Annotated in this window: 16 protein-coding genes and 1 pseudogene; 8 read left to right on the plus strand and 9 right to left on the minus strand. The window is 70.1% G+C overall.

The window, feature by feature from the left end; translation table 11 throughout:
• On the minus strand, positions 1-245 hold a 245-nt coding region (locus GT354_RS10050), incomplete at its 3' end, for a bifunctional DNA primase/polymerase (protein ID WP_202511713.1).
• A gap of 457 nt (positions 246-702) precedes the next feature.
• On the opposite strand from GT354_RS10050, the gene GT354_RS10055 reads away from it, so the two are divergent.
• A complete protein-coding gene (locus GT354_RS10055) occupies positions 703-3,225 on the plus strand; it encodes an ATP-dependent Clp protease ATP-binding subunit (protein ID WP_161355928.1) in 2,523 nt (840 codons plus the stop codon).
• A gap of 130 nt (positions 3,226-3,355) precedes the next feature.
• Here GT354_RS10055 and GT354_RS10060 read toward each other — a convergent pair whose 3' ends face one another.
• The gene (locus GT354_RS10060) at positions 3,356-5,539 is read right to left on the minus strand and encodes an MMPL family transporter (RefSeq protein ID WP_161355941.1); all 2,184 of its coding nucleotides are present in this window, start codon (positions 5,537-5,539) and stop codon (positions 3,356-3,358) included.
• 152 nt (positions 5,540-5,691) lie between these two features.
• On the opposite strand from GT354_RS10060, the gene GT354_RS10065 reads away from it, so the two are divergent.
• The 4 genes from GT354_RS10065 (at position 5,692) to GT354_RS10080 (ending at position 8,853) form a co-directional block, all read left to right on the plus strand.
• A complete protein-coding gene (locus GT354_RS10065; RefSeq protein WP_161355929.1) occupies positions 5,692-6,369 on the plus strand; it encodes a TetR/AcrR family transcriptional regulator in 678 nt (225 codons plus the stop codon).
• A 109-nt stretch (positions 6,370-6,478) separates the two neighbouring features.
• Complete coding sequence (locus tag GT354_RS10070; RefSeq protein WP_161355930.1) at positions 6,479-7,231, plus strand: SDR family NAD(P)-dependent oxidoreductase; 753 nt, start codon at positions 6,479-6,481, stop codon at positions 7,229-7,231.
• A gap of 149 nt (positions 7,232-7,380) precedes the next feature.
• Complete coding sequence (locus GT354_RS10075; protein WP_161355931.1) at positions 7,381-8,418, plus strand: NAD(P)-dependent alcohol dehydrogenase; 1,038 nt, start codon at positions 7,381-7,383, stop codon at positions 8,416-8,418.
• Positions 8,419-8,502: 84 nt separating this feature from the next.
• Positions 8,503-8,853 carry a tetratricopeptide repeat protein gene (locus GT354_RS10080; protein ID WP_346011962.1) on the plus strand — a complete coding sequence of 117 codons (351 nt, stop codon included), beginning with the start codon at positions 8,503-8,505 and terminating at the stop codon, positions 8,851-8,853.
• 7 nt (positions 8,854-8,860) lie between these two features.
• Here the strand turns inward: GT354_RS10080 and GT354_RS10085 are convergent, their stop codons facing one another.
• The 3 genes from GT354_RS10085 to GT354_RS10095 all read right to left on the minus strand — a co-directional run bounded on the left by GT354_RS10085 (position 8,861) and on the right by GT354_RS10095 (position 11,623).
• On the minus strand, positions 8,861-9,535 hold the full coding sequence (locus GT354_RS10085) for a lysoplasmalogenase (protein ID WP_161355933.1): 675 nt from the start codon (positions 9,533-9,535) through the stop codon (positions 8,861-8,863).
• The gene (locus GT354_RS10090; protein ID WP_161355934.1) at positions 9,532-10,392 is read right to left on the minus strand and encodes a sterol desaturase family protein; all 861 of its coding nucleotides are present in this window, start codon (positions 10,390-10,392) and stop codon (positions 9,532-9,534) included. The genes GT354_RS10085 and GT354_RS10090 overlap by 4 nt, the downstream gene beginning before the upstream one ends.
• Before the next feature lie 169 nt (positions 10,393-10,561).
• Positions 10,562-11,623, minus strand: a complete 1,062-nt coding sequence (locus tag GT354_RS10095; protein ID WP_161355935.1) for a PRC and DUF2382 domain-containing protein — start codon at positions 11,621-11,623, stop codon at positions 10,562-10,564.
• Positions 11,624-12,045: 422 nt separating this feature from the next.
• On the opposite strand from GT354_RS10095, the gene GT354_RS56440 reads away from it, so the two are divergent.
• Positions 12,046-12,360 carry a DUF6191 domain-containing protein gene (locus tag GT354_RS56440; protein WP_161355936.1) on the plus strand — a complete coding sequence of 105 codons (315 nt, stop codon included), beginning with the start codon at positions 12,046-12,048 and terminating at the stop codon, positions 12,358-12,360.
• A gap of 62 nt (positions 12,361-12,422) precedes the next feature.
• On the plus strand, positions 12,423-13,247 hold the full coding sequence (locus GT354_RS10105) for a MerR family transcriptional regulator (protein ID WP_161355937.1): 825 nt from the start codon (positions 12,423-12,425) through the stop codon (positions 13,245-13,247).
• A gap of 12 nt (positions 13,248-13,259) precedes the next feature.
• Here GT354_RS10105 and GT354_RS10110 read toward each other — a convergent pair whose 3' ends face one another.
• Both GT354_RS10110 and GT354_RS10115 read right to left on the minus strand, forming a co-directional pair.
• On the minus strand, positions 13,260-13,496 hold the full coding sequence (locus tag GT354_RS10110) for a hypothetical protein (protein WP_161355938.1): 237 nt from the start codon (positions 13,494-13,496) through the stop codon (positions 13,260-13,262).
• A gap of 191 nt (positions 13,497-13,687) precedes the next feature.
• Positions 13,688-14,572, minus strand: a complete 885-nt coding sequence (locus GT354_RS10115) for an A/G-specific adenine glycosylase (RefSeq protein ID WP_161355939.1) — start codon at positions 14,570-14,572, stop codon at positions 13,688-13,690.
• A gap of 180 nt (positions 14,573-14,752) precedes the next feature.
• On the opposite strand from GT354_RS10115, the gene GT354_RS10120 reads away from it, so the two are divergent.
• On the plus strand, positions 14,753-15,655 hold the full coding sequence (locus tag GT354_RS10120; RefSeq protein ID WP_161355940.1) for a hypothetical protein: 903 nt from the start codon (positions 14,753-14,755) through the stop codon (positions 15,653-15,655).
• 110 nt (positions 15,656-15,765) lie between these two features.
• On the opposite strand, the gene disA is transcribed toward GT354_RS10120, so the two are convergent.
• The gene (gene disA, locus GT354_RS10125; protein ID WP_346011963.1) at positions 15,766-16,872 is read right to left on the minus strand and encodes a DNA integrity scanning diadenylate cyclase DisA; all 1,107 of its coding nucleotides are present in this window, start codon (positions 16,870-16,872) and stop codon (positions 15,766-15,768) included.
• Between the two features lie 330 nt (positions 16,873-17,202).
• A pseudogene (locus GT354_RS10130) lies at positions 17,203-17,457 on the minus strand (DNA repair protein RadA); the annotation flags it as partial.

The following is a 17,457-nucleotide window of genomic DNA, read 5'->3' on the forward strand; positions in this document are numbered from 1 at the left end:
GCGCCGGGCACGTCCAGGACGTCGAAGTGCACGCCCGCGGCCAGCCGCACGGCCGCTGTCGGGGCGCTCGCCCAGTACGCCGCGAGCACCCCGGAGTCGGTCGTCGCGGGCGCCGCCGCGCCCGCCGAATCCGGGTCCCCCGGACAAGCCGGCCACCCGAGGGATCGTGCATACCAAAGAGCTTCGTCCAGCGGGCCCGGTACGACGGGCGCCGAACGGGACGCGAAAACAAGCGTGGCTGCCATACCGTGTTCAACTGCGGGACGTCGGCAAGGTTACGAAAGGTGATATGTCGAGCGCACTGAGTGACGCAGGGTGGGGAGTGGCCGGGCCGGGCCTGCCCCCGGTGCGTGGCGAGCGCCGGCACACCGGTCGTGACCTGGCGGTATACAGCGGGTGTCGTCCGGGGTATGACCCGAATATGTCGGGGGAGATCGTGGTCACGGGAGTCGAAGGGGGCTTCGCCGGGTGGGGCGCACGGCCGCGTTCGCTTCTGGCGTACTCCGAATCGGCCTCAGGAAGTGGCCAGCGGGAACACCGACACGCACCATCGGGTTTGACTAGTTGTCCAAAGCGGTCCGCAACACGTGGGTCGCGCGTCTTCACGGACGAATCGAGCGGTCCTGCGTGCAGGACTAGCATGCGGAAGGACAGGGAGGGGACCGTCCCCGATCTGCACGACCGCTCTGAGGAGCGATAACGATGTTCGAGAGGTTCACCGACCGCGCGCGGCGGGTTGTCGTCCTGGCTCAGGAGGAGGCCCGGATGCTCAACCACAACTACATCGGTACTGAGCACATCCTCCTCGGCCTCATCCACGAGGGTGAGGGCGTCGCTGCGAAGGCCCTGGAGAGCCTCGGCATCTCGCTTGAGGCAGTGCGTCAGCAGGTTGAGGAGATCATCGGCCAGGGCCAGCAGGCCCCGTCCGGTCACATCCCCTTCACGCCCCGTGCGAAGAAGGTCCTCGAGCTGTCGCTTCGCGAGGCGCTCCAGCTGGGTCACAACTACATCGGCACGGAGCACATCCTCCTGGGCCTGATCCGCGAGGGCGAGGGTGTCGCAGCCCAGGTCCTCGTGAAGCTCGGCGCCGACCTCAACCGGGTCCGCCAGCAGGTCATCCAGCTGCTCTCCGGCTACTCGGGCGGCAAGGAATCCGCCACCCCGGGCGGAAGCGGTCAGGAGGGGACTCCTTCCACTTCCCTGGTGCTCGACCAGTTCGGGCGCAACCTCACCCAGGCTGCGCGCGAAGGCAAGCTCGACCCGGTCATCGGGCGCGAGAAGGAAATCGAGCGGGTCATGCAGGTGCTGTCCCGCCGCACCAAGAACAACCCGGTCCTGATCGGCGAGCCCGGCGTCGGCAAGACCGCCGTCGTCGAGGGTCTGGCCCAGGCGATCGTCAAGGGCGAGGTGCCCGAGACGCTCAAGGACAAGCAGCTCTACACGCTCGACCTCGGCGCGCTCGTCGCGGGTTCCCGCTACCGCGGTGACTTCGAGGAGCGCCTGAAGAAGGTGCTCAAGGAGATCCGCACCCGCGGCGACATCATCCTGTTCATCGACGAGCTGCACACGCTCGTCGGCGCGGGTGCCGCCGAAGGCGCGATCGATGCCGCGAGCATCCTCAAGCCGATGTTGGCGCGAGGCGAGCTGCAGACGATCGGTGCGACCACGCTCGACGAGTACCGCAAGCACCTGGAGAAGGACGCGGCGCTGGAGCGTCGTTTCCAGCCGATCCAGGTCGCGGAACCGTCCTTGCCGCACACGATCGAGATCCTCAAGGGTCTGCGCGACCGCTACGAGGCGCACCACCGCGTGTCGATCACCGACCAGGCCCTCGTGGCCGCGGCGACGCTCGCGGACCGCTACATCTCCGACCGGTTCCTGCCGGACAAGGCGATCGACCTCATCGACGAGGCCGGCTCGCGCATGCGCATCCGTCGCATGACCGCGCCGCCGGACCTGCGCGAGTTCGACGAGAAGATCGCCAACGTGCGTCGGGACAAGGAGTCCGCGATCGACGCGCAGGACTTCGAGAAGGCCGCGTCCCTGCGCGACAGCGAGAAGAAGCTCCTCGCCGACAAGGCGAAGCGGGAGAAGGAGTGGAAGGCCGGCGACATGGACGTCGTGGCCGAGGTCGACGAGGAACTGATCGCAGAGGTCCTCTCGACCGCCACCGGCATCCCGGTCTTCAAGCTGACCGAGGAGGAGTCGGCCCGTCTTCTGCGCATGGAGGACGAGCTGCACAAGCGGGTCATCGGCCAGAAGGACGCCATCAAGGCGCTCTCGCAGGCCATCCGGCGCACCCGCGCCGGCCTCAAGGACCCGAAGCGTCCCGGTGGTTCGTTCATCTTCGCCGGCCCGTCCGGCGTCGGTAAGACCGAGCTGTCCAAGACGCTCGCCGAGTTCCTCTTCGGCGACGAGGACGCGCTGATCCAGCTCGACATGAGCGAGTTCTCGGAGAAGCACACCGTCTCGCGGCTGTTCGGGTCCCCGCCCGGATATGTGGGTTACGAAGAGGGTGGCCAGCTCACCGAGAAGGTGCGTCGCAAGCCTTTCTCGGTCGTGCTGTTCGACGAGGTCGAGAAGGCCCACCCGGACATCTTCAACTCGCTTCTGCAGATTCTGGAGGACGGTCGCCTGACCGATTCCCAGGGTCGGGTCGTGGACTTCAAGAACACCGTCATCATCATGACGACCAACCTCGGCACACGGGACATCTCGAAGGGCTTCGGCCTCGGTTTCTCGGGCACGGCCGACGTCAAGACCGGTTACGACCGGATGAAGTCGAAGGTCAACGAAGAGCTCAAGCAGCACTTCCGTCCCGAGTTTCTCAACCGTGTCGACGACACGATCGTCTTCCACCAGCTTTCCGAGGAAGACATCATCCAGATCGTCGACCTCATGATCGCCAAGGTGGACGAGCGTCTGCGCGACCGCGACATGGGTATCGAGCTGCGCCCGGCGGCCAAGAGCCTGCTCGCCAAGCGGGGCTACGACCCGCTGCTCGGCGCTCGTCCGCTGCGTCGGACGATCCAGCGCGAGATCGAGGACAACCTCTCCGAGAAGATCCTCTACGGCGAGCTCCGTTCGGGGTCGATCATCGTGGTCGACACCGAGGGCGAGGGCAAGGAAGAGAAGTTCACCTTCGAGGGCATGGAGAAGGCACCTCTGCCGGACGCACCGCCCGTCGAGGCGACCGGCTCGGGCCCGAACCTGACCAAGGAGTAGGCGCCGACGCACGACACGAGGGCCGCCCCCGGGAAGTGATTCCCGGGGGCGGCCCTCGCGTTTTCCGGATTCGGCCCCGAACCGCTCGGTCGGACCCCCGCCCGGCCGGGCCGCTCCCGTGCGGCCCGACTCAGCCCTTGTGCGCGGACACCTCGCTCTCGGCCGCCTCCGCCGGCGCCCTGTGGGCCGGGAGGTCGACCGATTCCGGGGCCGACTCGCGCAGGCCGACCCGCTCGTGGAGGCGGCGCAGCGGGGCCGGGGCGTACCACGCGTAACGGCCCAGGACCCGCATGGCGGCGGGTACCAGGACGCCGCGCACCAGGGTCGCGTCCAGGAGGATCGCCAGCGCGGCGCCGAAGCCGAACAGTTGCAGGAAGCTCACACTGCTGGTCAAGAACGCCACGAAGGTCACCGCGAGCAGGGCGGCCGCCGTCGTGACGATGCGTCCGGTGCGGCCCAGACCGTGCCGGACCGCGTCCGCGTCGGACTCGCCCGCGTCGTGCAGTTCCTTGATCCGACTGGTCACGAAGACCTCGTAGTCCATCGACAGCGCAAACGCTATGCAGAACAACAGCACCGTCATCGACGTGTCCATCGGCAGCGGCGTGAAGCCGAGCCATCCGGACAGGTGGCCGTCCTGGAAGACCCACACGGTGACGCCGACCGCCGCGGTGATGCTGATCCCGTTCAGGAGCAGTGCGCGCAGCGGTTGCAGGACGCTCCCGGTGAACAGGAACAGCAGGACGAACGTGCTGAGCACGATCAGCCCGAACGCGAGCGGCAACCGGTCCGCGATCGAGCTCTTGGTGTCGACGAGCGCCGCGTCGGTCCCGCCGACGAGGGCCTCGGTGCGGTCGGGCGCGGGTACCGCGCGGACGTCGTGGACGAGGTCCTGGGCGGCGTCCGACTTGGCGGGCAGCGTGGTGATCACGGTCAGCAGTCGCGCGCCGGGCCGGACCGAATCCGCCGCCGCGCTGTCGACGCGGGTCACGCCCGGGAGCGCGCCGAGCGCGGCGGCGTAGCCGTCCACCGGGGCCTCGGCGCCCGAGCCGAGCAGCACGACGTCGATCGAGCGGGTGTCGTTGTGGCTGTAGTCCTCGCGCATCGTGTCGCCCACCTGCCGTACATCGGTGGCGGTCGGCAGCACCCGCTCGTCCGGCGTGCCGAACTGCACGCCCAGCAGCGGCGAGGCCGCGAGCAGCAGGGCCGCCAGCACCGGCAACGCGGTCAGTGCGGGCCGCCGGGACACCAGCCCCGCGAGCTTGGACCACATCGGCGCCTCGGCGCCCTGGACGCCCTTGATCCCGCGGACGCGCAGCGAATCGACGCGCGGCCCGAGCACGGTCAGCAGGGCCGGCGCGATGATCAGTGCGGCGAGCGCGGAGATGATCACGACGCCGATGCCCGCGTAGGCGAACGAGCGCAGGAAGTACTGCGGGAAGACCAGCAGCACGGCGAGCGCCGCGGCCACGGTCGCCGCCGAGAACAAGATGGTGCGGCCCGCGGTACGCAGCGTGCCCACCACCGCGTCGTGCAGGTCGTGCCCGGAACGGAGTAGTTCCCGGTGTCGGGCCACGATCAACAGCGCGTAGTCGATCGCCAGGCCGAGCCCGAGTGCGGTGGTGAGGTTGATCGAGAAGATCGACACGTCGGTGAGGCTGCCGAGCACGAACAGTTCGGCGAACGTGCCCATGATCGCGATGAAGCCGATCGCCAGCGGTATCAGGGCCGCGATCACGCTGCCGAACGCGAGCACGAGCAGGAGCAGGGTCAGCGGTACGGCGATCGCCTCGGCCAACGCGAGGCTCTTGCCGACCTCGCCGCTCACCGCCGGTCCGATCGCGTTCTCGCCGCCGATCCGGACCTTGATCGGGCTGTCCGCGGGTGGTTCGGCGCCCTTGGGCAAGGCGCTGACCTCGTCCTCGGCGGCATGCGCCACCACCAGCGCGCCGTGGCCGTCGTCGGCCTTGAGGCCGGGGGCGCCGGTGGTCCAGTAGGAGGCGACGTGGTCGAAGCCGGGCGATCCGGAGAGCGCCTCGGTGAACGTTCGGCCGGCTGCGGCGACGGCCGGTCCGTCGACGGTGGAGCCGTCCTTGGCACGGACCTCGAAGACGATGTTGGGCCGTCCCGGGAAGGTGTCCTCGATCGTTTCCTTCGCGCGGGACGAGGCCGAGTCCGGGGCGTCGAACCCTTCGGATTGGAGCTTGCCGAAGGCGCCGAAACCGACCCCGGCGGCGACGAGCAACAGCAGCCCGCCGACGACGAGCACCGCGCGGGCTCGCCTGAAGACGAAATCTCCCAGTCGTTCGAGCATGATCATCGACCTTCCGTGCGGTTTCGAGCAGGCGGGACGGTGCCGAACGAGGCACACAACACGATATGTTGGCGCCGATAACAATGTTCTCACTGATAACTTGGCAGCGAATGTTCGCGCTGTCAACATGGGGGCTGAGCAATGGAGGACACGTGGTTGTCGAACAAACGGGTGGTTCCGCGGCCCGCCGCGCCTATCACCACGGTGACCTGCGCAATGCGCTGACCGAGGCCGCGGTCGAACTCGCCCGCACGGGTGGCCCGCAGGCGATCGTGCTGCGCGAGGCCGCACGGGCGGTCGGGGTCTCGTCCACGGCCGCGTATCGGCACTTCGCCAACCGTGAGGACCTCGTCCGCGCGGTCCAGGACCACGGTTTCGTGATGCTGGCCGCCGCGATGCACGCCGAACTCGCCGCGGCGCCCGCGCGAGAGGACCGCAGCGAGGAGGCGATCCGCCGGCTGCGCGCGGCGGGCGCGGGCTACGTCCGCTTCGCGTTGGCCGAGCCGGGCCTGTTCCGGACGATCTTCCACAGCGGCCCGGCCGGCGTCCCGATGGCGGGCACCAAGCCACCCGAAGGCGCGGACGCCCGAGCGGACGGCCTACCGGAATTCCCGGACGAGTCGTACACCCTGATGTCCGACGCGCTCGACGAACTCGTGGTGACCGGCCGACTCCCGGCCGAGCGCCGGCCGTACTCGGACATCGTCATGTGGTCGGCCGTGCACGGCCTGAGCGTCCTGCTGCTCGACACCGAGCTGGCCGACGTGCCGCCGCAGACCAAGGCCGCGATCGTGCGGCGCGGCATAGACGTCGCCATGAACGGACTGTGACCCAACGATCCGTGCACGGGGCCGGCCCCAGGCCTCGCGCGCCCGGGGCCGTCCCCCATTAGGCCCGCACGACGGGCGTTCGCGCCCACACGCTCGCAGGATCGTAGGCATGAGTGCCGACCTCGCAGCCAAGACCGCCATCGTGACCGGTGCCGCCTCCGGCATCGGCGCAGCCATTGCCCATCGACTCGCCGCCGACGGGGCCCAAGTGGTGGCGGCCGACCTCGACGAGCCCGGAGCATCCCGCACCGCCGACCGGATCGCGGCGACGGGCGGCATCGCGCGCGCAGTGCGTGTCGACGTCGCCGACCCCGCGTCCTGTGAGGCCCTGGTCCGCGCCGCGGTCGCGGCCTTCGGCAGCCTGCATCTCGCGGTCAACAACGCCGGCATCACCGGCCCGCAGGCGCAGACCGGCGACTACCCGCCGGACGGGTGGCGCAAGGTCGTCGACATCAACCTGAGCGGCGTCTTCTACGGCATGCGCTACCAGATCCCCGCGATGCTGGAGACCGGCGGCGGCGCCATCGTCAACATGGCCTCGATCCTGGGCTCGGTCGGCTTCCCGAACGCGGTCGCCTACGTCGCCGCCAAGCACGGGGTGATCGGCCTGACCAAGACCGCCGCGATCGAGTACGCGCAGCGCGGGATCCGGGTCAACGCGGTGGGCCCCGGCTTCATCGAGACGCCGCTGCTCAAGGACTCGGACGCCGAGGCGCACGCCGAGCTCGCCCGACTGCACCCCATGGGGCGGCTCGGCACGGCCGACGAGGTGGCCGAACTGGTGGCGTTCCTGCTGTGCGACCGGGCCTCGTTCGTGACCGGCAGCTACCACCTGGTGGACGGCGGCTACACCGCGCCGTAGCCAAGGCTCACGGATACCCCGTACCGGTAATCCGATCGGTTGGTGCGTAATAGCCTGACAAACGACGTCGCCGGCCCGCCGTGCCCACCAGCGCACCATCCATGACCCGATACGGCATGGGGGCCGGTACGCCGGAAAGGGAGAAACCCATGAAGGCCGTCCAATACGTCGAGTTCGGCAAGCCGGTCGAGGTGCGGGAGATCCCCGCGCCCCAACCGGGCCCGGGTCAAGTCCTGCTCAAGGTCACCGCCGCGGGTGTCTGCCACTCCGACATCTTCGTGATGAGTCAGCCGCCCGGAACGTTCGGCTCCGACGCCCCGCTCACCCTGGGACACGAGGGCGCCGGTACCGTCGCCGCGCTCGGCGACGGCGTCACCGGCTTCGAGATCGGCGACGCGGTCGTGGTCTACGGGCCGTGGGGCTGCGGAAGCTGTCACGCGTGCGCGCAGGGCAAGGAGAACTACTGCACGCGCGCCGAGGAACTGGGCATCCGCCCACCCGGTTTGGGCGCGCCGGGCGCGCTCGCGGACTACGTGCTCGTCGACGACGCCCGCCACCTCGTGCCGATCGGCGACCTCGACCCGATCCAGACCGTGCCGCTCACCGACGCCGGCCTGACTCCGTACCACGCGATCAAGCGCTCGCTCGACAAGCTGTACGCGGGCAGCACCGCCGTGGTCCTGGGCGTAGGGGGCCTCGGCCACATCGGCGTCCAGTTGATCCGCGCGCTGTCCACCGCACAGGTGATCGCGCTCGACGTCAGCGACGACAAGCTGGAACTGGCCCGAAAGTCCGGCGCGCACCTCGCGATCAAGTCCGACGACAAGGCCGCCGACATCGTCCGCGAGGCCACGAACGGCCTCGGCGCGCAGGTCGTGCTGGACTTCGCCGGTGTGCAGCCCACCGTGGACCTCGCCGTCGCGTGCGCCGGCGTCGAGAGCGACCTGACCATCGTCGGCATCGGCGGCGGGGTACTGCCGGTCGGCTTCGGCCGAGTCCCGTACGAGTGCTCGGTGAGCACGCCCTACTGGGGTTCGCGGTCCGAGCTGATCGAGTTGATCGACCTGGCCCGGCACGGCGCGGTGAGCGCACACGTGGAGAAGTATGCGCTGACCGACGCGCCGGACGTCTACGACCGCCTCCACCACGGCCGGATCAACGGTCGAGCGGTGCTGATCCCCGGCTGACCGGGCGATGGAATACCCCAGGGTGGTATTCGGTTGGGCACGGTGTCCGACGTGATGTCACGAGCACCGTGGAAGGAGCCGACCGTGACGCTGACCTTGGAAAACTACCGATGGGCCGAGGAACTGGTCGAACGGCGCGACCCGTTGGCCGCGCTCAAGGTGCTGGAACCGGTACTCGACGACGAGCACGACAACGTCGCCGTGCAACTGCTCGCGGCACGGGCGTACTTCGTCTCGGCGCAGCTGCGCAACGCCGAGGAGACCCTGCGTCGGGTGCTCGACCTCGATCCGTGTGACGCGTGGGCCACCCACGCGCTCGGCCGCACCCTGGAACGGGCCGGCCGGGGCACCGAGGCCGCACCGTATCTGCGGCTGGCCGCGGCGATGAACCCCGAGCCGGAGTACGCCGAGGCAGCGGCCAAGTACGCGAACTGATCGACGCTCACGGCACAGCGGCGGCGGACCGGGAGTCCGCCGCCGCATCGCCGCCCGGGAACGGCCAACGGGCCCACGTGAGCACGAGCAGCGCCTGCGCGGCCACATACGCGGGCATCACGACCGCGTCCTGCCTGGGAACCAGGTCCACATCGGCGATGCCCAGCGCGATCACCGCGTCCGAGAACAGGAACAACGCGCCGCCCAACCCCGTACGCCGCGACACCCCGGCCGCGCACACCGCCATCGCCGTCAGCAGCAGGCTGTAGCCGAGCACCGGCACCAGCAGGTCGTCCAGCCCCCGCCACACCAACGCCATCAGCACCGCCCACGCGAGCGGATACGCCGCGGCCGACCGGCCGGGCATCGCGATGCCCAGGCGCCGAAACGCCAGGATGTAGCAGACGTGACCGACCGCGAAGCCGCCCATCCCGACCATGAACGCCGCGTCGCGGTCGACCAGAAGCCCGACGTCGCCCACGAATCCGCCCACGAGCGCGCCGACCGCGAGCGGCAGTTCGGGCCGTGCCGCGGGCCGCACGGCCCGGTACAGGAAAACGATCAGCAGCGGCATCAACAGGGTCTTGGTGACCAGGCGGGGTGCGGTGAGGTCGATCGCGGCGAACACGGTGTCGGCGAGGCCGAGCGCGAAGTAGGCGGTGAGCGGGACGCGCCCGCTCACGCGGTGGCCTCCAGGGCCGGCGGCGCGGGTGTCGGCGCGGGCCCCGGCTGCCACCCCGGTCCGCGAAATACCCGGCCCAGGCGCTCGCGCCGGGTCCGCGAGGCCCGCACGTCGCGGGCGATGGCCGCGTACTCGTGGAAGGCCACCCGCAGCGGGTTGTAGGTCTCGATGTTCTTGGTCAGCCCGTAGTTCACCGGCTCGCCTTCGGGCTCGAAGCTGCGAAACAGTCGATCCCACACGATCGAAATGCCGCCGTAGTTGCGGTCCAGGTACTGCCGGTTCGAGCCGTGGTGGACCCGATGGTGGGACGGCGTGTTGAAGACGAACTCGATCGGTCTCCCCAGCCGGCCGATGCGCTCGGTGTGGATCCAGAACTGGTAGAGCAAATTGATCGAGAACGACGTCACGACCATCGCGAACGGGAATCCGAGCAGCAACATCGGCCCGATGAACACGATGTGGTGCGCCCCGGTCCAGGTCTGCCGCAGCGCGGTCGACAGGTTGTAGTGCCGGCTGGAGTGGTGCACGACGTGCGACGCCCACAACAGGCGGACCTCGTGCCCGGCCCGGTGCTCCCAGTAGTAGAAGAAGTCCACGCCGACGATCACCAGGATCCACGACCACCACGTGTGGTCGAGCCGCAACGGCGTCAGTTCGTGCAGCCCCTCCCACGCGAGCACCGTCAGCAGCCCCCAGCCGAGCCCGGCCGCGATGCTGCCCAGGCCCATGGTCAGGCTCGTCGCGGTGTCCTTGACCGCGTAGCCGCGCTCGCTGTCGTCGGGGGCGAATCGGTACGACACCCACTCGACGACCAGGAGCAGGGTGAAGGCCGGTATGGCGAACACCGTGAGGTCCATGCCCGGACCCTACTGGCGAGTAACGCCCGGGCGGAAGGGGTGTTCCGCCCCTGTTTCCGACGGGATCCGCCCGGTTCTCCTCGGTCGACGGGCAAAGCCCCCGACCGCCGGCGGTGGGACGAGCCGGGGCGGTCGGGGGCTTCGGGTGAGGTGGTCGAACGGTGTGGGATCACTTGCCCTGGTGGAGCCGCCCACCCGTGTCGTCGAGCTTTTGCACCTTGTCCCCGTCGTGCAGTTCGAACCGCTCGCGACGCACCTCCTCCGTCACGCGCTGCTCGCCCTGCACCTTCTTGGACACCAGGCGGATGCGCTCCAGGGGGACGATCTCCTTGCGGACGACGACCCGTTCGGCGTGCAACACGATCTCGTGCTCGGCCTCGCGCATGTCGGCGCCGGCCATCGCCGCAGTGCGGTTCGCGTCGGTGATCGGCTCGCGGACGATCTCCCACTCCTCGTGCGTCACGGGGACGACCTTGTCCACCCGCTCGGTCTCGACGATCTTGCGCAGTGCCGCGCGACCGGCCGCGACCGTCTCGACGTGCACCTCCAGACGTTCCTCCGACCGCGTCATCGCGGTGTCGGCACCCGCCTTGGCGGACCTGTCGCCGGCCTTGGCCGCGCCCTTGTTCTCCATCGACGAACGGGCCGTCGTCGAGGACGCCGGGCCGGCCTTGGCATCGGGGTCCATCGTGGACTTGCCGAGTCGGCCGGTCGCGGCGCCCGCAGCGGCGTCGGGCGAGTTGGTGCGCACCGACGGGTCGTGCCGACCGGTGAGTTCCTCGTAGCCCTCGTCGGTGCCCGCGAGCTGGGACTTCGACATGTCGGCCTTGCGCTGGGTGCCGGCGGTCCCGGCGGCACCGGCCGCCGCGGCGGTCCCTGCGGTGCCCGCGGTGGTGTCGGTGCGCGTCATGCCGGACGACGGCGTGACGCTGTAGTGGCGGTAGAGGCGAGCCTCTTCCTCCGGCGAGAGGTGCTCGTCGGTGCCCAGACTCGGCGCTTCCTTGACGAGCTCCTTGTCGAACGGCACGCGCAGGTCGTCGCCGTCCATGTCGGCCGGTCCCAGCGGCACGAAGCTCTCGCGTCCGCCGAACATGCCGGTCTTGACGGTGATCCACTCCGGCTCGCCGGTGCGGTCGTCCAGGTACACCTGGCCGATGGTCCCGATCTTGCTGCCTTCGGAATCGACGACCTTGCGGCCGATCAGTTCCTGCGGGGTGACATTCGTCTTCACGAGCCAACGCTCCTGTTCCCGGCGTCGTGGCGAGGGTGCCGCGACATGGCGGTTGTCGTGTGGGAGCTCCTTCCACCAGAAGACGGCCGATCGGTCGAAGCGACAACCGGAGCGGATCGGGCGGTGGGGGGCTCGTGAGGTCCTCGGGCCGGTAATCAGCCGGATCAAGGCCCGTCGCAGACCGTGGGCGATCGGCCCGGATTCACCCGACCGGGTTAACGGCTCGCGGGGAAACGGAGGACGGGGGACCCCGGATCCGTGCCGGGTGGGGCGGCCGTCCGGCGGCGCGACGGACGAGCCGGCGGCTCCGGCGGGGTGCGGGCGCGGATTGCCGAGTCGGGAGTCGGTCGGGGCGGCGGACGGAGGCCGGTTCGCGGCAACTTTCGGGCCGGGACGGGCGTTGAGCGCACATGTGGAGTCTGGTGACCGTGATCGTGTCGGCGCTCCTGGTGTCGCCGTTGTTCCTCGCCGTGGGGCTGCGGCTGTATTGGCGGATCAGGCCCGGGCGTGGCCGGGGAGAGGGCGGATCGGCCCGGCCGCGCTCGTTCCGGGCCACGGGTACCGAGGAGATGCACGCGTTGCTCTCGCCCGGCAAGCGCGTCCAGCTCGAACAACGCCGGGTCGAGTCGGTGTTGCGCGACGACGACCAGGACGGGTCGCCGCGCCGTACGGGCATCGACCTCGACGCCGGTGTCGCGCGGATCCGGCGCACCGGTGCCGGCGGTTCCGGGCCCTGACACCGCTCGACCGGGTCACCGCTTGACCCTGACACCGTGTCAGGCCATGGAGTGGACGGGTCATGTTCAGTATCGGAGAGTTCGCCGAGCACGGTCGCGTGTCGGTTCGGATGCTGCGTCACTACGACGCCACCGGGCTGCTGCGACCGGCCCGTGTCGATCCGGTGACCGGCTACCGCTTCTACGAGGCCGGGCAGCTCGCCCGGCTCAACCGGGTCGTCGCGCTCAAGGATCTCGGCTTCACGCTGCGCCAGGTGGGGCTGATCCTCGACGAGCGGCTCGACGCGGACGCGTTGCGAGGCATGTTGTGCCTGCGTCGGGTGGAACTGGAGACGGCCGTCGCCGAGGCGGCGGTACGGCTCGCACGGGTCGAGGCGCGCCTTCGAACGATCGAAAGCGAGGGGCACATGCCCACGGAAGACGTTGTCGTCAAGCGCATCCCGGCCGTCCGACTGGCCGAGCTCAGCGGCGTTGCCGCCGGTTTCTCCCCCGAGGACATCGGGCCGGTGGTCGGCCCGTTGTTCGACGCGCTGTGCACCGTGCTCGAAGCGGCCGGGGTCGAACCGATCGGTCCGGGCATCGCCTACTACGAGGACTCGCCGAACGGCGACGACGGCATCGTCGTGCACGCGGGGCTCCCGGTGGCGCCATCGGTGAGCGGCACGGCCGACTTCGCGGTCGTCGAGCTGCCGGTGATCGAGCGGGCGGCGACCATCGTGCATCGTGGCCCGATGGACGGCGTCCTGACCACCGCGCAGACGCTCGCGCACCGGATCGACACGGACGGGTACCGCTCGACGGGCTACGCCCGTGAGTCGTACCTCGAATGCCCGCAGGACCAGGCGAAGTGGGTCACCGAACTCCAGGAACCGATCACCGAGCTCTGACCCCTTCGCGGGTCACGGTCCCGTTCGCCACGGCCCGCCGGTGCAACCGTCCGGCGGGTCGGTCGGGCCGTTGAGCAGCCAACCGGTACCTCGGCAGTGCGGGCAGCGGGTGCCGGCCCAGACGGTGGAGACCGCGCCGTGTCGGCTGCGGTACAGCCGCCCGGCGGTGTCGAGCCCGGCGCCCTGGCAGCCCATGCACTGGATCGCCTCGTCCGGAGCGGGCTTGTAGTGGCTGTAGCCGTCCGTCATCCGCGTCCCCCTTGGATCTTTGGTGCGCCGCCGGATCTTTGTGCGCCGCCGAACACGCACCGTCATCGCTTTCCGTATCGCGAGGAGCTACTCCCAGTATTCGTCGCCGGCCGCGCCGGGGTCGTCGATACCCGGGAATCCCGCCAAAAGGTTTCCCCACGTCTTTCGGTCGGTGGACGATCGCCGCCGGTTCAGGACGGGCGCCGGCCCGGGAGGCGGTACACGCCGGCCGCGATCGGTTCGACCAGACCGTCGGCGACGAGCCCGTCCAGGGCCCGTGCGCGCTGTACGGGCTCGGGCCAGACGGCGTCCAACTCGGCCTGTGACACGGGGCCTTCGTGGTCGCGCAGGACCGCGAGCAGCTTGCCGCGGACCTGGCGGTCGGTGCCGGCGTAGGTCTGTCCGCGGCGCGCGGGACCCTCGTACGCCGGTTTGCCGGCGAGTCGCCACGCGCACAGCGCGGCGACCGGACAGCCCACGCACCGGGGGGACTTCGCGGTGCACACGAGCGCGCCCAACTCCATGATCGCGACCGCCCAGGTCGCCGCCGTGTCGGCGTCGGTCGGCAGCAGTGTCGTGGCGGTGCGGCGCTCGGCCGGGGTGGTGGCCTGCGGTGGATACTCGACGGCGTCGATCGTGCGACCGATCACCCGGCGCACGTTGGTGTCCAGGACGATGTGCCGTTGGCGGAAGGCGAACGAGGCGACGGCGGCGGCGGTGTACTCGCCGACCCCCGGCAGCGCGAGCAGATCCTCGTGGCCGGAGGGGACTTCGCCCTCGTGCCGATCGACGATCGCGGTCGCCGCGCCGTGCAGACGCAGCGCGCGTCGCGGGTAGCCGAGTCGACCCCACGAGCGCACCGCCTCGCCCGGCTCGTCGGCGGCGAGCGCGGCCGGCGTCGGCCAGCGGGTCAGCCACGTCTCGTAGACCGGGAGCACCCGGGCCACGGGGGTCTGCTGGAGCATGAACTCGCTGACGAGCACCCCCCACGCGGACGCGTCGGCGGTACGCCAGGGAAGGTCGCGATGATGGGCCGAGTACCAGTCGAGGATCGGCTCGTGCAGTGCGTGTGACATGTCCCCCTGATCCTCGCACGTTGCGGGGCTTCACTCGGGAGGGTGACGGTGGGTTCTGCCCCGTAATGCCGGAAAGTACCTACGACCAGGGCTTCTTCGACGACGACACGGCAAAAATTCAAACGTGTCGGACGGTGTGGCTACACCGGACGGAGTAACGATCTCCCCTAGAGTTCCGACGTGGACTCGATGCGCCGACCCGTGGGTCATCTTCCGTCAACCGTGTACTGGCGTCGGCGGGTCGTTGTGCTGCTCGCGCTCGCGCTGCTGATCGCGCTCGTCGCCTTTGCCTGCAGCCGCGGAGGCGACTCCGACAAGAAGAAGAACACCGCCGGCGGCGGGAACCCCACGCCGAGCACCTCCGGCACGCCCGCCCCCGGCGCGATCACGCCGGGCGCGAACCCGACGACGGGTGCGAACCCGCCGCCGATCACCGGTGGTGCCAGTGGCACTCCGGGCGTGCCCGGTACCGGATCGACGCCCGGCGCGACCGGCGGCCAAACCGGTGGAGCGGCGAACCAGCCGGGTGGACAGCCCGGTGGGCAGACCGCCGGCCAGCCCGGTGGGCAACCCGGCGCGAACACCGCCGGCAACGGCGGCACCGTGCCCGGCGTCCCCGGCGGCGGCAAGGCCGCGCCGGCAGGCGGCCAGTGGTGCACCCCGGCCATGATCCGAGTGCAGGTCCAGTCCGTCGACGGCGGCAAGACCGCCTACGTGGCGGGCCAGAAGATGTCGTTCAAGTTGATGGTGACGAACCAGACCGGCCCCACGTGCTACATCGACTTCGGCATCAAGAGCGCCTACGTCGAGGTCTTCTCCGGCTCGGACCGCTACTGGAGCTCGGCCGACTGCGCGGCCAACCCGGTGTCCGACGTGCGCCAGCTCCAGGCGGGCGACACGCAGCAGTGGAGCAACGTGCACGACTGGTCGTGGACGCGCTCGAACGCCGCCGGTTGCGCGAGCGGTCAGGGCCAGACCCCGATCAGCCCGGCCCCCGTGGCGGGCGCGGGCTTCTACGCCAAGGGCATGTTGGCGGGCCTGGAGCCCTCGGGCGCGTTCCGCTTCACGGTCGCCGGCAAGTAGCTCCCGGTACCACCCACGCACACACGAGAAGAGAAGGGGCCCGGCGCGATGCGCCGGGCCCCTTCTCTTCTTTCTTTTCCTGCGCTTGCCACGAGTCGTGTCGTCGCGGGCTACACGTAGCGCTCCAGGATCGAGGACTCCGCGAGTCGCGACAGACCCTCACGCACGCTGCGGGCGCGCGCCTCGCCGACACCGTCGACGGCCTGGAGGTCGTCGACACTGGCCGCGAGCAGCTTCTGGAGGCCGCCGAAGTGCTCCACGAGCCGCTCGATGACCACCGGTGGGAGCCGGGGCACCTTCGCGAGCAGTCGGTAGCCACGCGGGCTGACCGCCGAGTCGAGCACCTCGTGCCCCGACGTGAAGCCGAGCGCGCGGGCCACGGTCTGCAGGTCGAGCAGATCGGCGTGGGCGAGGCCGTCCAACTCGGCGAGCACGTCGACCTCGGACCGGCCGCGCTTGATCGCGCGCTCGGGTACGTAGTCGCGGGCGACCAGCTTGCGGTCGTCCTCGACCCCCGCGATCAGCTCTTCGAGCTGGAGCGAGAGCAGCCGCCCGTCCGAGCCGAGTTCGGTGACGTAGCCGTCGATCTCGCGGGCGATCAGCCGCACCATCTCCAGCCGTTGCGACACCGCGCACACGTCGCGCACGGTGACCAGGTCCTCGATCTCCAGGGCGGACAGGGTGCCCGAGACCTCGTCCAGGCGCAGCTTGTAGCGCTCCAGGGTCGCGAGCGCCTGGTTGGCCCGGGACAGGATCGCCGCCGAGTCCTCCAGTACGTGTCGCTTGCCGTTGACGTACAGCGCGATCAGTCGCATCGACTGGCTCACCGAGACCACCGGGTAGCCGGTCTGCTTGTTGACGCGCTCCGCAGTGCGGTGGCGGGTGCCGGTCTCCTCGGTCGGGATCGCGGGGTCCGGGACGAGCTGGACCCCCGCCCGGACGATCTTGGTGCAGTCGCGGTCGACCACGACGCCACCGTCGAGCTTGCACAGCTCGCGCAGGCGGGTCGCGGAGAACTCCACATCGAGCACGAAGCCGCCCGTGGACAGCGCTTCCACCGTCTTGTCGAAGCCGAGCACGATCAGGCCGCCCGTGTTGCCCCGGAGGATGCGCTCCAGGCCGTCGCGCAGCGCCGTGCCCGGTGCCACGGACTCCAGCGCGGCGCGCACCACAGCCTCGGCGCTCGTGCCCTTGTCGGTCCGGTCATTCGTAGCCACAGAACTCCCCGTGGTCGTTGCCATCCTCGGCCGGCCATCGGCCGTCACCCGGGCATTTGCTCCGGTATGCACGGCCGGGAGCGCCTCAGGACCTGCGGTCGACACGGGGTCGGCCGCTACGTCGGAAGATCGGTGGAAAAGTCTAGTGCCTCCCCGCCGCCGACCGGTCGCCTTATCCGGTCCGAAGCCGTGATTCGGCACAGGTCGTGCACATGGTTCCGCTTGACGAGTATCTCCGAGCCGGCGACCGGCCACTCGCCGGGGCGCCGGAAAGGTTGCCGGAGGTGGCCGCGGGTGCTCGGCGCGGTCGCTCGCCGGCCGGCTTCGGGGTCAACGCTTCTCCGGCTCGGCCCCCCGCTCCCGCTCCCGCTTGGGCGACACCAGGTTGAACGCACGCAGGGCCTCACGGATGTCGGCCACCTCGATCACCTTCATGCCCTTGGGGATCTTGCCCGGATCGGGCGGGACCAGCGCGTGGGTGAAGCCGAGCCGAAACGCCTCGGCGAGTCGGCGCTGGACGCCGGTCACCCGGCGCACCTCGCCCGCGAGCCCGACCTCGCCGATCGCGACCAGCTTGGTCGGCAG

This window comes from Streptomyces sp. SID3343 (assembly GCF_009865215.1).
GTDB lineage: Bacteria > Actinomycetota > Actinomycetes > Streptomycetales > Streptomycetaceae > Embleya.